We start from the raw sequence: 16,680 nt of genomic DNA on the forward strand, positions 1-16,680 counted from the left end.
TCGGTTTTGTCGCTCGCGGCCGGGTGGCCGCTCGCCCTGGTGCCCGTGCCGGTGTCCGGACCCGGGGCGAAGGAACCCGCGGGACCGCCGGACACCGTGCGAATCGCCCGGCCGGTGAAGCTCGAAAACCGGGGGAACGCGCACGTGCACGCGAAGTCAGCCCGCTCACGCGGACCGCGCAGAAGATTCTACCCCCTGCCACCAGCCCCTCCCCCACCGGCGGCCGCTCACCGACGCAGTTGTCCACATCGCCTCCGGTTATCCACAGATTCCCGGGCCGGCCCCCACGAAGCCCGGCGGTGTCGCAGGCTGGGGACATGGAGTCGATCATGCGACGTCGAAGCCGGGTCCGGGATGGGGCCGGGGTGCTGCTTGCCCTGGTCATGGCGCTGTTCGGAGGGGCGGTGAGCGACCTCGGCCCGCCTGCGAGGGAGGACCGAAGACCCTGGCCGGCCGGGGAGGTCCCGAGCGTGGCGGCCACGGCGCCGGATGCGGCAGCGCGGCTGACCGGGCCGGCAGCGGCCAAGTCACGGGCACCGAGGCGGGCGAGCGATTCCGCGGCCGCCGAGCCACCCGGGCCTGCACGCGAGCCCGCCGAACCACCCGAGCCAGCCCACAAGCCCGCCGAACCACCCGAGCCAGCCCACAAGCCCGCCGAACCACCCGAGCCAGCCCACAAGCCCGCCGAACCACCCGAGCCAGCCCACAAGCCCGCCGAACCACCCGGGCCTGTCAAGGAGCCCGCCGCGCCGCGGACACCCGAGCCTGCGAGCGATCCCGCCGCGCCGTGGACACCCGGGCCTGCGAGCGAGCCGGTGCCCGTCGGGCCCTGGGCCGCGGCACCCGGCTCGGATTCGAGCCGGCCGACCGCGCCCGGCCCGTTCATCGCCTCGGCCATCGGCTTCGGCGCGGCTACCGCCGGCCGCGAGTTCGCGTCCCCCGATCCCTGGGCCGCCGAACCCTGGACATCGCCCCTCGGCACCACCCCGACCTGGCCACCTCGCGTCTCCCCGGCGAGCGGCCGCGACGCCACACAGCAGACGCGACTGTCCTGGCCACTGTCACCCACACCGGTGGTCACGAAGTACTTCGACGCCCCGGAGACCCCCTACGGCGCCGGGCACCGCGGCGTCGACCTCGCCGCCGTACCCGGGCAGGACGTGCTGGCCGCCGATGCCGGGGTCGTCGTCTTCGCCGGGGTCGTGGCCGGGCGGCCCGTGATCTCCGTCGACCACGAAGGTGGCCTGCGCACCACCTACGAGCCCGTCGAGCCGAAGGTGGCCGTCGGCGACCAGGTCTACCGGGGACAGGTGCTCGGGAGCGTGCTCGCCGGGCATCCCGGCTGCGCGGTCGCCGCCTGTCTGCACTGGGGCGTACGGCGCGGTGACGAATACGTCGATCCCCTCGCCCTGACCGGCGAGGTGGGCGAGTTCCGGCTCAAGCCGTGGGGAGGTGGCCCCTGATCAGGCGCCGCCGGTCTGCTCGACCAGCTTGGCCCGCAGCCGCATGACCGCGCGCGTGTGCAGCTGGCTGACCCGCGACTCCGTGACGCCCAGGACCTTGCCGATTTCGGCGAGCGTCAGGCTCTCGAAGTAGTAGAGGCTGACCACGATCTTGTCGCGCTCGGTCAGCTGCGCGATGGCCTGCGCGAGCTGGCGGCGGTTGTCCTGGTCGACGAGCACCGCGACCGGGTCGACGGCGTCGTCGTCGGGCAGCGTGTCCACCAGCGAACCGCTGTCCTTGCCCGCGGCCACCAGGTCCTCCAGCGCGACGACGCTGGTGAGCTGCAGCTGGCCGTAGAAGTCACGCAGGTCGTCGAGGCCGATGCCGAGCTCGGCGGCGAGCTCCGCGTCGGTCGGGGTGCGGTTGAGGCGGGCGCCGAGGCGCTCCATCGCCCGCTCGGCCTCCTTGGCCTTGCTGCGGACCGCGCGCGGCACCCAGTCCTGCGAGCGGAGGTCGTCGAGGATCGCGCCGCGGATGCGCTGCATCGCGTAGGTCTCGAAGCGCAGGCCGCGCTCGGGGTCGAACTTCTCGATCGCGTCGACGAGCCCGAAGATGCCGGACTGCACGAGGTCACCCACGTCGACGTGGGTGGGCAGACCGGTGCCGACCCGGCCCGCGACGTACTTGACCAGCGGGGCGTAGTGCAGCACGAGCCGATCGCGTGACGCCTGGTCGGGGCTGTCGGCGAACTGCCGCCACAGCGCCGCGATCCCGGCGTCGACGTCGTAGCCGGCGCGCGATTCCGCGGGCACGGCGGCCTCACCGTGAGTGGTCACTCCGGCGGCTTCGGTCACGTGCGGTCCTGCGGTCATTGCACAGTCGTTCTCGGCATGCGGCTCAGTATCGTCTCCGTGCTCGTGCGGATGCGCGTGCGCCGCCGGGCCCGCTGGCCACGACCCCGGCGAGACTCCCCGGGCCGCCTCAGGCCCTGGGATGCGCTCGGTCATGGATCGCTTTCAACCGGTCGACGGTCACATGAGTGTAGAGCTGCGTCGTGGCAAGCGTAGCGTGACCAAGCAGTTCCTGAACGCTCCTGAGATCGGCACCCCCCTCCAGCAGATGCGTCGCGGCCGAATGCCGCAGGCCATGAGGCCCCATGTCGAGTGCTCCGGGCACCGCGGAGACCGCGTCGTGCACGACACGCCGGACCGCGCGCGGGTCGACGCGTTTGCCCCGGACGCCGAGGAAAAGCGCGGGCTCGACGCCGCCACCGGCGGTTTCGGCCAAGATCTTCGGCCGCCCCTCGTCGATCCAGTCGTGCAGCGCGCCGGCCGCCGGGACCCCGAACGGCACCACGCGCTCCTTGCCGCCCTTGCCCAGGACCGTCACGACACGACGGGAGAAATCGGCGCCACCGACGTCCAGCCCGCACAACTCGGACACGCGGATGCCGGTCGCGTAGAGCAGCTCGACGATCGCGCGATCACGCAGCGCGACCGGATCACGCTCGGCCGCGCCGGCCGCCGACGCCTGCATGACCTCCCCCGCCTGCCCGGTGCGCAGCACCCCGGGCAGGGTCCGGTGCGCCCGCGGGGCGGCGAGCCGCCCGCCCGGGTCGGTGGTGAGGACCCCGGTGCGGTGCGCCCAGGCCGTGAACGTCCGGGCCGACGCGGCCCGCCGCGCGAGCGTCGTCCGGCTCGCCCCGCCGGTCTGCTGGGCGGCGAGCCACGCCCGCAGCCGCGCGAGGTCGAGCTCGGCGAGCGCGCCCCCGCCGTCCACGAGGAACCCCAGCAGCGACACGGCGTCGCCGATGTAGGCCCGAACGGTGTGCTCGGACAGCCCCCGTTCGAGCCGGAGGTGCCGTTCGTAGCCGGTGACGACGGCCTGGACCGGCTCGGGCAGCGCGGCCCGGAGCGCGCGCAGGTCCGGACGGCCTCCCCGGCCGGAGCGTGGTGGCGGCATGGTGTCACGCTGCGCGAACAACCGCCGCCGGTCAAGGATCGCCACGCGGGCCCACCGGACCGGCCGAACGGATTCGACGTTTTCGGGCGGAATTCGTGGTCCTCACGCGCTTTCCCTCCGTCGTCGCCAACCGCCGTCCCCGCGGACGGCGAATCCGTCGATCTCCAGTGCCGGCAGCAGCGCCCGCACCTTTCGCAGCGGCAGCCCGGATTCGACCGCGATCTCGGCATCGGACCGGTCGGCGCGCGCGACCAAGGCCTCGTACGCACGGAGCGCATCGGGCCCCAGCCGGTCGGTGGGCCGCCTCGGCCGGGCGGCCTGGTCCTCGGCGATGCCGAAGCGGCCCACGGTCTCGAGGATCTCGTCGACGGTCGAGACGAGCGTCGCGCGCGCGTCGCGGATCAGCTCGTGGCAGCCGACGGACATCCCCGACGAGACGGGACCTGGCAGCGCCATGACGACCTTGCCGAGGGCGCCGGCGGTGCTCGCCGTGTTGCGCGCGCCGCTGCGCCGGCCGGCTTCGACCACCACGGTGCCCTCGGTGAGGGCGGCGATGAGCCGGTTGCGGACGAGGAACCGGTGCCGGGCCGGCGGGGTGCTGGGCGGGTACTCGCTGACCACGACGCCGCCGTTGCGGACGATCCGGTTCAGCAGCCCGACGTGGCCCGCTGGGTAGCCCGCGTCGACGGCGCACCCGAGCACGGCACCGGTGACCCCGCCGGCGGCGAGCGCGCCGCGGTGCGCGGCACCGTCGATGCCGTAGGCCGCGCCCGAGAACACCGGGACGCGCCGGCTGGCCAGCCCGTACGCCAGCTCGGCGGCGTGGTGCTCGCCGTAACTGGTCGCCGCACGAGCCCCCACCACGGCCACGGCCCGATCGGCGGCAGCGCCGAGCGCGACATCGCCGGCAACCCACAAAGCCAGCGGCGGCACGGCTTCGGCCACCCCACGCCGGGCCGCCTGCTCGAGCGCGAGCAACGGCCAGCCGGGCCACTCGTCGTCCTCGGGCACGACCAGCCGAGCACCAACCGCGGCGGCGCGCGCGAAGTCCTGCTCCACGAGGTCGTACTCACGGCGGGCTTCGGTCGCTTTCAGCACCTCGGGCGGGCAGTCACCGCACCGCACCCGGGCGGCCGCGTCGATGGGCCCGTGTTCGGCCACGAAGGCGACCAAGGCCGGGGCCGGGGGTTCGGCCACGCGGAGGAGGTAGGCGCGGGCTCGGTGCAGCTTGTCGGGGGTCATGCCGGAACCCGTTCGCGGAACGCCAGAGCCGAGCTGACCTGGTCCATTCCTGGACGATCTTCGCCATCCAGATCGGCCAAGGTCCAGGCGATCCGCAGGCACCTGTCTGCTCCTCGGCCGCTCAACGACCCGCGGTCCATGGCCCGGTCGAGTACGGCCGTCGCGCTCGAGGGAAGCGCGAACTGACGCCGCAGAGCCGGCCCCGGCACCTCCGAGTTCGAGAGCCAGCCGTGCTCACGCCACCGGTGGGCGGCGCGTTCGCGGGCCTCGAGTACACGCTCGCGGACGGTTTCCGACGACTCGGCCGTCCCGGCGTCGTGTGCGCTGATCGCGCTGAGCGGCCGCAACTGCACCCGCAGATCGACGCGATCGAGCAGAGGTCCGGACAGCCGGCCGAGATAACGGCGGCGAGCTGTCGGAGAGCACACGCAGTCGGCGTCCTTCGGAGGCGCGCACGCGCACAGGTTGGTGGCCAGGACGAGTTGGAACCGTGCTGGATAAGTGATCGAGCCCCGGACCCGGGCGATGCGCACCTCGCCCTCTTCGAGGACAGTCCGCAGCGACTCGAGGCACTGCGCACCGAACTCGCAGACTTCGTCGAGGAACAGCACACCACGATGAGCCCGGCTGATAGCGCCGGGCAACGCGATCCCGGTGCCCCCGCCGACCAAGGCCGCGATCGAGATCGAATAATGCGGCGCAACGAAGGGCGGCACGACCACCAGGGGCGAAGCCTTGGACAACGAACCGTCGACGGAATGCACGGCTGTCACCTCCAGGGACTCCTCGGGCGACAATCGCGGCAACAGGCTGGGTAGGCGCTTCGCCAACATCGTCTTGCCCACTCCCGGCGGCCCGGTGAGCAGCAGGTGGTGCCCGCCCGCCGCGGCGATCTCAAGAGCCCACCGTGCTTCGGGCTGGCCGACGACATCGGCGAGATCGGGTACCTGCGGTGGTGCCGTCGGGCCGGGCGGTTCGGGACTCGCCAGGTCGGCGTCACCTTTCAGCCAGGCCACGAGATCGCGCAGGTGAAGGGCGCCAACCACGTCGATGCCGTCCACGAGCGCCGCTTCGGCGAGGGAATCCGCCGGCACGACCGCTCGCTCGTAGCCGGCCGCCCGCGCCGCCAGGAGGCCCGGGAGAACCCCTCGGATGGCCCGCACTCGACCATCCAGAGCGAGTTCGCCGAGAAGCACGGTTCCGAGCAGCCGGGTGGCCGGTACAGCTCCGGTCGCCGCCAGCACGGCCGCAGCGATCCCCAGGTCGTACGCCGAGCCGACCTTCGGCAGGTTCGCGGGAGACAGGCCGAGGGTCACCTTGCCGTCGGGCCAGGGCTGCCCGGAATTGCGCACCGCGGACCGGACGCGATCCTTCGCCTCCCGCAACCCGGCGTCGGGAAGCCCGACCAGGGTGACCCGGCTCAGCCCGCCGCCGAGGTCGGCTTCGATCTCGATGACCCTGCCGTCGATACCGAGCAGAGCCGCGGACCAGGCTTTGGCGATGGGCATCAGAACGCCGCCTCGATGTGCTGGACTCGGGGGCTTGTTCCCGGCTCGGCGAGGATCGTCACCACGTCGTAGCGGACTGGGCACCAGCCGATGCGGAACTCTCGTAACCAGCGTTGGGCAGCCTGGCGGACTCGGCCTGCCTTCTCCTCCGAGACCGTCTCCGACGGGAGGCCGTACTCCGTGCTCGTGCGGGTTTTCACCTCGCAGAAGACCACTCGGGTCCGGTCCGTCAGGATCAGGTCGATCTCGCCTTCGCGGCAGCGCCAGTTGCGGCCGAGCAGGACGAGGCCGCGCTCCTGCAGGTGGCGGGCGGCGAGGTCTTCGCCCCACGCGCCCAGGTCGCGGCGGTGTCTTGCGAGCTCGTCGGTGCCCGTCATCGTGTTCGCCCCCTCGTCGGTCACCGGGGCGATCCCGGTGATCACAGTGCGTGTGCATTCGACGATGCCAGCGAGCGGGGCGGCGAAACCAGAGCGGAATCATCCGTCTGTGGACAACCGGGGGTATGTGGACAACCCGTCCACGGATCGCGGCGGAACGAGCAGAACTGTCGGGGTGTTGTGCTAGAGCGCGAAAAGATCACGCGAAAACGGACCGCGCCGGCCCGTCGAGGAGACGAGCCGGCGCGGCGAAGAACAGGACCGGGATCAGCCCGAGAACGGGCCGTCCTCGGGGAGCCGGAGGTCCGGCTTGTCGAGCTCCTCGACGTTCACGTCCTTGAACGTGATGACCCGGACGTGCTTGACGAACCGGGCCGGGCGGTACATGTCCCAGACCCACGCGTCGGACATGCGGACCTCGAAGTACACCTCGCCGCCGCCGTCTCGGACCTGGACGTCGACCGCGTTCGCCAGGTAGAACCGCCGCTCGGTCTCCACCACGTACGAGAACTGTCCGACGATGTCGCGGTACTCGCGGTACAGCGAGAGCTCCATCTCGGTCTCGTACTTCTCGAGATCCTCTGCGCTCATGAAATCCGCGCCCCTCCTCGGGATCGTGCCGCTGCTCCGCCGGCGGAGCGTTCATTGTGACCCACAGCCGCGCCCGGGGCAGCCAGCGGCAGGCTGAGTTGTGGCTCGAGTGCCTCGTCGAGGACCGCCGCCAGCCCCGCGGACGCCCCGGGCTCCATCGCCTTCTCCAGCGCCGCGTAGGTCAGCAGGACCGGCCGCGAGGGCCGCAGGCCACGCTTGATGGCCACCGTGGCGACGTTCGTGTACGACCAGCGGTGGACGTCGCTGGGGCCGTGTTCGCGAAGCGCCGCGAGGTGGTCCGTCGTGCTGTACCCCTTGTGCACGTCGAAACCGTAGTGCGGGAGGTCGTCGTGGTGGCCCGCCATGATGCGGTCGCGCGTCACCTTCGCCAGCACCGACGCGGCCGCGATGCACGCCACCGAACGGTCGCCCTTGATCACCGCCGCGTTCGGGGCCGTCAGGCCCGGGACGCGGAACCCGTCCGTGAGGATGTAGCCCGGGTGCACGCGCAGCGCCGCCGCGGCGCGCCGCATGCCCTCCAGGTTCATCACCCGGATGCCGTAGAGGTCGACTTCGGCGGTCGGGATGACGATCACCGAATAGTCGACCGCCCGCTTGAGCACCAGGTCGTAGACGCGGTCGCGCGCCTTGGCCGTCATCAGCTTGGAGTCCGTCAGCTCGGTGAGCTTCGCGTCGCCCTGCTTGAGCACGCAGGCCGCCACCACCAGCGGACCCGCGCACGCCCCGGCGCCGGCTTCATCCACACCGGCGACCGGGCCGAGCCCACGGCGGTCGAGCGCGCCCTGCAGACCCCAGAAGAGGTCGCCGCGCACCACGGCCCGCGGCGGCCGGATCGGCTCGGCCGCGGTGAGGGGACCGGGAAGAGTCAAAGCTGGATCACCCGTCTGCCGACACGGACCGGGCTGGCTAGCGTTTCCGCCCGGCCGCCCGGAGCAGTCCGGACTTGAGCTTGCGCCCGAAGAACAACGCCGGCCACGCCGCCGCGATCCCGGCCCCGAGCGGGATGCCGCTCTGCCAGGCCGGCGCACCGAGCGCCACCGGCTGGGCCGACGCCTGCGGGTTGTGGTCGGTGATCCCGCCCCACCGGCTCGGCGGCAGGACGATGATCCGCGCCTTGCCGATGATGTTGTCCACGGGAACAGCGCCGTTCACGCCGCCGCCGCCCTGGAACCGGGAGTCGTCCGAGTTGTTCCGGTTGTCGCCCTGCACCCAGACGGTGCCGGCCGGGACCTTGACCGGATCGAAGGTCTTCTGCTCCTGGTTGGACGGGTTTTCCCAGTAGATGTAGGGCTCGTCGAGCGCCTTGCCGTCCACGATCATGCGGCCCTGCGGGTCGCAGCACTGGACGGTCTGGCCGCCGACCGCGATCACGCGCTTGACGAAGTCGCGCTCGTCCGGCGGGGCGAACCCGACCAGCGAGCCGAGCCCGCGCAGGCCCTGCACGATGATGTTGCTCGACTCCTGGGGCGCGATCTCGTTGTTGATCCACGCCTGCGGGCCCTTGAACACGATCACGTCGCCCGGCGAGGGCTCGGTGAAGTCGTAGGTGACCCGGTCGACCAGGATCCGGTCGCCGGTGCAGCCGGGACACCCGTGCAGCGTCGCCTCCATGGACCCCGAGGGGATCATGAAGACCTTCGCGAGGAATGTCTGGATCAAGATCGTGAGCACCAGGGCGATCACGAGCAGGATCGGCAGTTCCTTCCAGAACGACCGTTTCTTGGCGGGCTTGGCTCGCCGCCGACGGGATCCCCCGCGCTCTTCGGATCGGGACAGCCTGGGCTTGTCCTCTTCGGAGCGATCGGGGTCATCCTCGGGAGCGTTCTGGGACACGGGTTCGGCCACGTCGTCAGGCTACCGGTAACCGAGTGGTGACTCAGTTAGCCGAGGCCGTCTCGCGGTTCTCGCGCCGCTCCTTGATCTTGGCGGCCTTGCCGCGGAGGTCGCGCAGGTAGTACAGCTTCGCCCGGCGGACGTCACCGCGCTTGAAGACCTCGATCGAGGCGATGTTCGGCGAGTGCACCGGGAAGGTGCGCTCGACGCCGACGCCGAACGAAACCTTGCGGACGGTGAAGGTCTCCCGGATGCCACCGCCCTGACGGCGGATGACCACGCCCTGGAAGACCTGGTTGCGCTCGCGGTTGCCCTCGATGACGCGGACACTCACCTTGAGCGTGTCGCCCGGGCGGAAGTCCGGGATGTCGGAACGCAGCGACTGCTTGTCCAGCGCGTCCAGGGTGTTCATCGGTGGTCCGTCCTCGTCTTCGTATGGCTTGCGTACACGTCCCCGGGCGCGCAACGGTGCCGCTGCGGGCGACCCAGGGGGCTGATGGCGGGCTCGTGAACGACGAGGTCCACTCACGCCAACCTGTCAAGTATTACAGACCCTGCCACGCGTCGGGTAACCGGGCTAAGCCTGTTCGGGATCCAAGCCCTCCAGGACCCCGCGGTCGTGCTTGTCGAGACTACCTTCCGGCAGCGCCGCGAGGAGATCGGGGCGGCGCCGGGCGGTCCGCTCCAGGGCCTGGTCACGCCGCCAGCGGTCGATCAGGGCGTGGTTGCCGGACCGCAGGACGTCGGGGACGGCCAGGTCCCGCCAGACCTCGGGGCGCGTGTAGCTGGGCCCTTCGAGCAGGCCGTCGGAGAACGAGTCCTCGGCGGCCGAGCGCGCGTTGCCGAGCACGCCGGGCAGCAGCCGGACGACGGCCTCGACGATGACCAGCACCGCCGCTTCGCCGCCGACCAGCACGTAGTCGCCGATCGACACCTCGTCGACCGGCATCCGGCGCGCGGCGTCGTCGACGACCCGCTGGTCGATGCCTTCGTAGCGGCCGCAGGCGAACACCAGGTGCTTCTCCGCGGCGTATTCGTGCGCCAGCTCCTGGGTGAACGGCTTGCCGGCCGGCGTCGGGACGACCAGGCGCGTCCCGTCGCCGCAGACGTCGTCCAGGGCCGGGCCCCAGATCTGCGGCTTCATCACCATGCCGGGCCCGCCGCCGTACGGCGCGTCGTCGACCGCGCGGTGCACGTCGTGCGTCCAGTCGCGCAGGTCGTGCACGCCGACCTCGATCAGGCCGCGGTCGATCGCCCGGCCCAGCAGCGCCGCGCGCAGGGGGTCGAGGTACTCGGGGAAGATCGTGACGACGTCGATGCGCACCCGGTCACCACTTCCAGTATTCGGTGGCCTCGGCGTGCCAGGGCGACGGCACCTGCTGGTCGATCAGGAAGGCCATGCCCAGGCCCTGGGCGATCTTGATGTCCCGGCGCAGCGTCTCGCGGACGGGCGAGCCGGCGGCCAGGTCCTTGTCGTCGGACCAGGATTCGCTCTGCGTGACGCAGGTCCGCGCGCCGAAGCGGGCCGAGCTGCACGGCGCGGGCGCGCCCCAGGTCTGTTCGTGCTTGAACCGGAACGACTTACCGCTGCTCTGCTCGGTGACGGTCCCCTCCGCCACCAGCCGGTAACCGGTCGAGGGCACGGTCCAGCGCACGTAGTGCTGGCGCCCGCCGTCGGAGGCGATCGGCGTGCAGACGCCTGCCCGGCAGAACGACTCGGCGGTCACGCGCTGGGTGTAGTACGTGCCGTTGCCGCCCCAGCCGTCGAGCAGCACCCAATCACCCGATCGAAGGAAATGTTCCGCGTACGACGGCGGCCACGCGGCCGGGTCGCCCCAGGAGATCTGCGACTCCGTGGCCGACTGCGGCGACCACGCCCACTGGAACGCCTTCTCCCCCGGCGGCGCGTACTGGCCCGCGCTGCGCTGGAACATCATCGAGAAGTCGCCGTAGGTCGGGCTCGCCGCCCGGGCGGCGGGCGCGAAGGTCAGGGCGATCAGCAGGGCCGCGAGAACGGCTGTCCAGCGCCTCATGCGTCGAGCAGGCCTTCCGGCGGGTCGAGCACGACCCGCCCGCCCGCGACGTCCACCGTGGGGACGATCGCGCGGACGAACGGCACCAGCACGGCGCGCCCGTCGACGTCCAGCTCCAGCAACTCGCCCGCGGGCGAGTGGACGACCTCGACGACCTTGCCCACGACCGCGCCGTCGAGCAGCTCGGCGCGCAGGCCGGCCAGCTCGTGGTCGTAGAACTCCTCGGGGTCGCCCGTCGGCGGCAGCGTGTCCGTGTCGGCGAGCAGGAGCGCCCCTCGCAGCGTCTCGGCGACGTCGCGGGTCAGCACCTCCTCGAAACGCACCAGCAGCCGCCCGCTGTGTTCGCGGGCGGCTGCGATGGTGAGTTCCCTGGTGCTGCCGTCACGCAGCTTCGTCGTCACGGCCGCACCGACCTTGAACCGCTCTTCCGGCGAGTCCGTGCGCACGTCCACCGCGAGTTCCCCGCGGATGCCGTGCGCCTTGGCGATGCGGCCGACTACGACGTCCATCCTGACCGTGTTCCGAAAGGGGCTCAGCGATCGGTGTCGACGACGTCCACGCGGACGCCGCGGCCACCGATGCCGCCCATGACGGTGCGCAGGGCGGTCGCCGTGCGACCACCCCGGCCGATCACCTTGCCGAGGTCGTCGGGGTGCACGTGCACCTCGAGCGTGCGGCCACGGCGCGTGGTCAGCAGCTCGACCCGGACCTCGTCCGGGTTGTCGACGATCCCGCGCACCAGGTGCTCGAGGGAGTCAGCCAGAAAGCTCACTCGGCCTTCTCACCCTCGGCGGCTTCGGCCTTCTCGGCCTCGGCCTTCTTCGGGGCGGACTTCTTCTTCGGCGTGGTGGCCTCGGTGGAGGGCTCCTCGCCGGCCGCGGCCAGCGCCGCGTTGAACAGGTCCTGCTTCGACGGCTTCGGCTCGGCCACCTTCAGGGTGCCCTCGGCGCCCGGCAGGCCCTTGAACTTCTGCCAGTCACCGGTGATCTCCAGCAGGCGCTGGACCGGCTCGGTCGGCTGCGCGCCGACACCCAGCCAGTACTGGGCGCGCTCGGAGACGACCTCGATCAGGCTCGGCTCTTCCTTCGGGTGGTACTTGCCGATCGTCTCGATGGCCTTGCCGTCCCGGCGGGTGCGCGCGTCGGCGACGATGATGCGGTAGTACGGCGCACGGATCTTGCCGAGGCGCTGCAGCTTGATCTTGACGGCCACGGGTGTGGGTTCTCCTCGAGTCTCTCTGGTGCTGGGGTGGGCGCACGCGAGCCGAGTGGGGACACGGACGCGGGCACCCGAAGGTCAGGAGCTTTCGCGCGGTGAGAGGGTCCGGCGGAAGCAGGCAGTGAACCATTCTGCCAGATGACACTCGCGCACTCAGAAAGAGGCCACCCCGAGCGCCCCGAGCAGGATGGTCAGCGCCGGGAGGAAGTTGTTCACCTGGTGCGCCACGATACTGCCCGGCAGCCGCCCGGTGACCAGCCGGGCCAGGCCGATCGGGACCGCGATGACCAGCAGCAACGTCGTCCGCAGGGGCTCGAGGTGGCTCGCCGCGAAGACCGCCGTGGACAGCAGGAACGCCGCGACGCGCCCCCAGCGTTCGCTGCGCCACTGCAGTTGCTCGACGGCGCCCCAGAGCAGGCCGCGGTAGATGATCTCCTCGCAGATCGGGCCGAGCAGCCACAGATAGACGAACATCACGACGGCCGCCGAGAGGGACATCTTCCGGTCTTCGACCAGGGAGCTGATCGCGGAGGTGGCGTTGGCGTTGCCGACCAGCCGCGTCCACAGGTAGGCGGCGATGGTCGTGAAGACGAGCCCGATGCAGCCGTAGCGGAACCCGGTGCGGACGTCGGCCCAGCGCCACTGGAGCCGCAGGTCGACGACCGGGCCGTTGCCGCGCACGCAGGTGATCAGCACGGCGACACCGGCCGCGATCATCGTCGGGAGCATGGTGCCGAGCAGCACGACCCGCATCGGCAGCGGGCCGGGGCCGGTGTCGCCGACCAGCACCGACACGAACGCCGCCGAAGCCAGCAGCACGGCTTCGACGAGCAGGAAGGCCCCGAAGCCCCACCGGTGGCGCCGCACCGGCGGGAGGAAGGCCGTCGCGGCTGGCTCCTCCGGCTCCGGAGGCGCGTCGGAAGCCGGGTCCCGGGGCTGGGAAGTGGTCACGCCTTGCCCTCCGCGGTCGCTCGGCTCCAGGTTCCGAGCCTAGCCGCCGGAAAGTGATCGCACAGTATCCGCACGGCTACTGTCCATCGATCTTCGTAACGCTCAGTGGGCGACGAACAGGAGGACCGCCGGCGGCAGGTTGTTGGCCGCGTGGGCGATCACCCCGGCGCTCACCCGCCCGGACAGGTGCCGGGCCAGCCCGATCGCGATGCCCTGGCCGAACAACGCGATCGTGCGCGTCGGCTCGCCGTGCAGCTGCGCGAACACCAGCGACGTCAGGATGAGCACGACCCACGGCGGGATGCGGTGGAACGACAGCGCGTTCCACAGCGTGCCGCGGACCAGCAGCTCCTCCGTGATCGGCGCGCCGGCGATGACGATCACCGCGGCGAGCACCAGCCAGACGGTGTCGCCGTCGAAGGTGTCGGCGAGGTCGGAGAGCGGGCTGTCGGAGACGTCGTCAGCGCCGTAGACGGCGATCAGCACCAGGTTGAGCCCGTACCCGACGACCAGGGCGAGCGCGCCGCAGGCGAGGCCGATCCGGACGTCGCGCCAGGTCGGTTTGAGCCCGAAGTCCGCGCGCAGTCCGTGGCCCCAGAGCCACGAGCCGGCCGCCGGGCCGAGGCCGAGCAGCAGGTTGGGGACGAACGCCAGGAGCAGCAGCGGGCCGATGTCGTGCAGTTCGAGGGGGTCGAATTCGCCGACGTTGCGGTTGACGGCGGCGGCGATGATCAGGTTGATGAGGTAGTAGCCCGCGATCCCCGCGAAGAACGCGACGAAACACCAGTGCGCTCCGAGCACGCGCCGCGCGCCGTCGTCGTCCGTCACGGCCCCAACGCTAAAGTGCCGACCCCGCAAGGAAATCGGCGGGGTCACGCGTAGACGGCGCCGCCCAGCACGATGTGCTCGGGATGCCGCAGGACGCCCAGGTCTTCGCGCGGGTCGCTCGCGTGGACGAGCAGGTCCGCGGGCGCGCCGTCGGCGATGCCGGGGTGGCCGAGCCAGTCGCGGGCGGCCCACGACGCGCTCGCAAGCGCCGCCTCGCGCGTCATGCCGGCGCGGTGCAGGGCTTCGATCTCGTCGACGAGCCGGCCGTGCTCGACCATGCCTCCGGCGTCACTGCCCGCGAAGACGCGTACGCCCGCTTCGATGGCCGTCGCGACCATCTCGCCGACGCCGGCGTGCAGCGCGCGCATGTGCGCCGCGTACGCCGGGTACTTGCCGGCCTTGTCCGCGATGGCGGGGAAGTTCTCGATGTTGATCAGGGTCGGCACCAGCGCGACGTCGTTGCGCGCCAGCTCCGCGAGCTGGTCCGCGCTCAGGCCGGTGCCGTGCTCGAGGCAGTCGATGCCGGACGCGATGAGCCCGGGCAGCGCGGCTTCGCCGAACACGTGCGCGGTGACGCGGGCGCCGTGGTCGTGCGCGACCTTGACGGCTTCGGCCAGGACGTCGTCGGGCCACAGCGGCGCGAGGTCGCCCGCGCCGCGGTCGATCCAGTCGCCGACGAGCTTGACCCAGCCGTCGCCGTCGCGGGCCTGCTCGGCGACGGCGTCCGGCAGCTGCGACGGGTCCTCCAGCTCGATGCCGAGCCCGGGGATGTACCGCTTGGCCAGGGCGAGGTGCTGCCCGGCGCGGATGATCGTCGGCAGGTCGGCCCGCGCCTGCAACGGCCGGACGTCGATCGGCAGGCCGCAGTCGCGGATGAGCAACGTGCCCGCGTCGCGATCGGCCGCGGCTTGCGCAGCCGCTTCCTCCAGGGACACGGGCCCGCCGACGCCGATGCCGGGGTGGCAGTGCGCGTCGACCAGGCCGGGCACGAGGAAGACGTCACGCCCGAGCGTCTCGGCGTCCGGCACCGGCTCGAACGAGATCCGGCCGCCGGTGATCCACAGCTCGCGGGACTCGCCGCCGGGCAGCACCACCCCGGCGGCGTGGAGCGCGGTGCTCAATTGTCCTTCGGGTTCTTCGGCAACTTGAACTTCGACGGGTCGAAGCCCGGGACGTCGTTCATGCCGCCCAGCTGGGAGAGGTCCGGCATGCCGCCGCCCATCCCGCCCGGGGGCAGCATCGGCATGCCACCGGGCAGCCCGCCGCGCATCTTGGGCTGAGTCGGGCCGCGCCCGCCCTTCTTGCCCTTCTTGCCCTTGCGCTTGGAGCTGCCGCCCCCGCCGCCGAAGCCGAACCGGCCGGCCATCTGGGCCATCATCTTGCGGGCCTCGAAGAACCGGTTGACCAGGTCGTTGACCTCGCGGACGGTGACGCCGGAACCGTTGGCGATGCGCAGCCGGCGCGACCCGTTGATCATCTTCGGGTTGTCGCGCTCGGCCGGCGTCATGCCGCGGATGATCGCCTGCAGCTTGTCCAGGTGCTTGTCGTCCACCTGGGCGAGCTGGTCCTTCATCTGGCCCGCGCCCGGCAGCATGCCGAGCAGGTTGCCGATCGGGCCCATCTTGCGGACCGCGAGCATCTGCTCGAGGAAGTCCTCCAGGGTGAGCTGGCCGCTCGACAGCTTCTCCGCGGCCTTCTCGGCCTGCTGCTGGTCGAAGGCCTGCTCGGCCTGCTCGATCAGGGTCAGCACGTCACCCATGCCGAGGATGCGCGAAGCCATCCGGTCCGGGTGGAAGGTGTCGAAGTCCTCGAGCTTCTCACCGTTGGACGCGAAGAGGATCGGCTGACCGGTGACCTCGCGGACGGACAGCGCGGCACCACCGCGGGCGTCGCCGTCGAGCTTCGTGAGCACGACACCGGTGAAGCCGACGCCGTCGCGGAACGCCTCCGCCGTGGTGACGGCGTCCTGACCGATCATCGCGTCGACGACGAACAGGACCTCGTCCGGGCTGACCGCGTCCCGGATGTCCGCGGCTTGCTTCATCAGCTCTTCGTCGACACCCAGGCGACCGGCGGTGTCGACCACGACGACGTCGTGCTGCGCGTGCTTGGCCTCTTCGATGGCGCGGCGGGCGACGTCGACCGGGTCGCCGACGCCGTTGCCCGGCTCGGGCGCGAAGGTGACGACGCCGGCGCGCTCGCCGACGACCTGCAGCTGCGTGACGGCGTTCGGGCGCTGGAGGTCGCAGGCGACCAGCATCGGCGCGTGGCCCTGCTTCTTCAGCCACATCGCGAGCTTGCCGGCGAGGGTCGTCTTACCGGCACCCTGCAGGCCCGCGAGCATGATCACGGTCGGCGGGTTCTTCGCCAGGTTCAGCCGGCGCGTCTCGCCGCCGAGGATCCCGACGAGCTCCTCGTTGACGATCTTGACGACCTGCTGGGCGGGGTTCAGCGCCTGGGAGACCTCGGCGCCCTTCGCCCGCTCCTTGATCCTCGCGATGAAGGTCTTGACCACGCCGAGGGCGACGTCGGCCTCCAGCAGCGCGATGCGGATCTCGCGCGCGGTGGCGTCGATGTCGGCGTCGGACAGCTTGCCCTTGCGCGTGAGCGTCTGCAGGGCGGCGGTGAGCCGATCGGAGAGGGTGTCGAACACGGGTGTGCACGCTCCAGCTG

General features: G+C 71.6%; 19 protein-coding genes. 1 reads left to right on the top strand and 18 read right to left on the bottom strand.

Annotated elements, in window-relative coordinates:
* The first annotated feature begins 815 nt into the window (after nucleotides 1-815).
* Complete coding sequence (locus ACYVLJ_RS31855) at nucleotides 816-1,463, top strand: M23 family metallopeptidase (RefSeq protein WP_460441470.1); 648 nt, start codon at nucleotides 816-818, stop codon at nucleotides 1,461-1,463.
* Here ACYVLJ_RS31855 and ACYVLJ_RS31860 read toward each other — a convergent pair whose 3' ends face one another.
* The 18 genes from ACYVLJ_RS31860 to ffh form a co-directional block, all read right to left on the bottom strand.
* Nucleotides 1,464-2,315, bottom strand: coding sequence for a FliA/WhiG family RNA polymerase sigma factor (locus tag ACYVLJ_RS31860; RefSeq protein WP_451974626.1), 852 nt, complete (start codon nucleotides 2,313-2,315; stop codon nucleotides 1,464-1,466).
* A 109-nt stretch (nucleotides 2,316-2,424) separates the two neighbouring features.
* The gene (locus ACYVLJ_RS31865; RefSeq protein ID WP_460441617.1) at nucleotides 2,425-3,405 is read right to left on the bottom strand and encodes a tyrosine recombinase XerC; all 981 of its coding nucleotides are present in this window, start codon (nucleotides 3,403-3,405) and stop codon (nucleotides 2,425-2,427) included.
* Between the two features lie 102 nt (nucleotides 3,406-3,507).
* Nucleotides 3,508-4,647 (bottom strand): DNA-processing protein DprA, encoded by a 1,140-nt coding sequence (dprA, locus tag ACYVLJ_RS31870; RefSeq protein ID WP_460441471.1) that lies wholly within the window; start codon nucleotides 4,645-4,647, stop codon nucleotides 3,508-3,510.
* A complete protein-coding gene (locus ACYVLJ_RS31875) occupies nucleotides 4,644-6,155 on the bottom strand; it encodes a YifB family Mg chelatase-like AAA ATPase (RefSeq protein ID WP_460441472.1) in 1,512 nt (503 codons plus the stop codon). The genes dprA and ACYVLJ_RS31875 overlap by 4 nt, the downstream gene beginning before the upstream one ends.
* Nucleotides 6,155-6,532, bottom strand: a complete 378-nt coding sequence (locus tag ACYVLJ_RS31880) for a YraN family protein (protein WP_460441618.1) — start codon at nucleotides 6,530-6,532, stop codon at nucleotides 6,155-6,157. The genes ACYVLJ_RS31875 and ACYVLJ_RS31880 overlap by 1 nt, the downstream gene beginning before the upstream one ends.
* A gap of 267 nt (nucleotides 6,533-6,799) precedes the next feature.
* On the bottom strand, nucleotides 6,800-7,123 hold the full coding sequence (locus tag ACYVLJ_RS31885) for a DUF2469 domain-containing protein (RefSeq protein WP_003096226.1): 324 nt from the start codon (nucleotides 7,121-7,123) through the stop codon (nucleotides 6,800-6,802).
* On the bottom strand, nucleotides 7,120-7,959 hold the full coding sequence (locus ACYVLJ_RS31890; RefSeq protein ID WP_451975183.1) for a ribonuclease HII: 840 nt from the start codon (nucleotides 7,957-7,959) through the stop codon (nucleotides 7,120-7,122). The genes ACYVLJ_RS31885 and ACYVLJ_RS31890 overlap by 4 nt, the downstream gene beginning before the upstream one ends.
* 91 nt (nucleotides 7,960-8,050) lie before the next feature.
* Nucleotides 8,051-8,989: a signal peptidase I gene (gene lepB, locus ACYVLJ_RS31895; protein ID WP_451974632.1), complete on the bottom strand. Its 939-nt coding sequence runs from the start codon at nucleotides 8,987-8,989 to the stop codon at nucleotides 8,051-8,053.
* A 31-nt stretch (nucleotides 8,990-9,020) separates the two neighbouring features.
* Nucleotides 9,021-9,389: a 50S ribosomal protein L19 gene (gene rplS, locus ACYVLJ_RS31900; protein WP_072480952.1), complete on the bottom strand. Its 369-nt coding sequence runs from the start codon at nucleotides 9,387-9,389 to the stop codon at nucleotides 9,021-9,023.
* Nucleotides 9,390-9,554: 165 nt separating this feature from the next.
* Complete coding sequence (trmD, locus tag ACYVLJ_RS31905; protein ID WP_451974634.1) at nucleotides 9,555-10,301, bottom strand: tRNA (guanosine(37)-N1)-methyltransferase TrmD; 747 nt, start codon at nucleotides 10,299-10,301, stop codon at nucleotides 9,555-9,557.
* 4 nt (nucleotides 10,302-10,305) lie between these two features.
* Nucleotides 10,306-11,010, bottom strand: coding sequence for a hypothetical protein (locus tag ACYVLJ_RS31910; RefSeq protein WP_460441473.1), 705 nt, complete (start codon nucleotides 11,008-11,010; stop codon nucleotides 10,306-10,308).
* The gene (rimM, locus tag ACYVLJ_RS31915; RefSeq protein ID WP_451974638.1) at nucleotides 11,007-11,519 is read right to left on the bottom strand and encodes a ribosome maturation factor RimM; all 513 of its coding nucleotides are present in this window, start codon (nucleotides 11,517-11,519) and stop codon (nucleotides 11,007-11,009) included. The genes ACYVLJ_RS31910 and rimM overlap by 4 nt, the downstream gene beginning before the upstream one ends.
* 23 nt (nucleotides 11,520-11,542) lie before the next feature.
* Nucleotides 11,543-11,782: an RNA-binding protein gene (locus ACYVLJ_RS31920; protein ID WP_003103110.1), complete on the bottom strand. Its 240-nt coding sequence runs from the start codon at nucleotides 11,780-11,782 to the stop codon at nucleotides 11,543-11,545.
* Nucleotides 11,779-12,222, bottom strand: a complete 444-nt coding sequence (gene rpsP, locus ACYVLJ_RS31925) for a 30S ribosomal protein S16 (RefSeq protein WP_086680523.1) — start codon at nucleotides 12,220-12,222, stop codon at nucleotides 11,779-11,781. Before rpsP ends, ACYVLJ_RS31920 begins: the two co-directional genes overlap by 4 nt.
* Nucleotides 12,223-12,381: 159 nt before the next feature.
* On the bottom strand, nucleotides 12,382-13,179 hold the full coding sequence (locus ACYVLJ_RS31930) for a CPBP family intramembrane glutamic endopeptidase (RefSeq protein ID WP_451974640.1): 798 nt from the start codon (nucleotides 13,177-13,179) through the stop codon (nucleotides 12,382-12,384).
* 102 nt (nucleotides 13,180-13,281) lie between these two features.
* Entirely contained in the window at nucleotides 13,282-14,007 is a 726-nt protein-coding gene (locus ACYVLJ_RS31935; protein WP_451974642.1) for a CPBP family intramembrane glutamic endopeptidase, read from the bottom strand.
* Nucleotides 14,008-14,051: 44 nt separating this feature from the next.
* A complete protein-coding gene (locus ACYVLJ_RS31940; RefSeq protein WP_460441474.1) occupies nucleotides 14,052-15,128 on the bottom strand; it encodes an amidohydrolase family protein in 1,077 nt (358 codons plus the stop codon).
* Complete coding sequence (ffh, locus tag ACYVLJ_RS31945) at nucleotides 15,125-16,660, bottom strand: signal recognition particle protein (protein ID WP_451974646.1); 1,536 nt, start codon at nucleotides 16,658-16,660, stop codon at nucleotides 15,125-15,127. The genes ACYVLJ_RS31940 and ffh overlap by 4 nt, the downstream gene beginning before the upstream one ends.
* Between the last annotated feature and the right edge of the window lie 20 nt (nucleotides 16,661-16,680).

Source organism: Amycolatopsis stemonae, assembly GCF_054781455.1.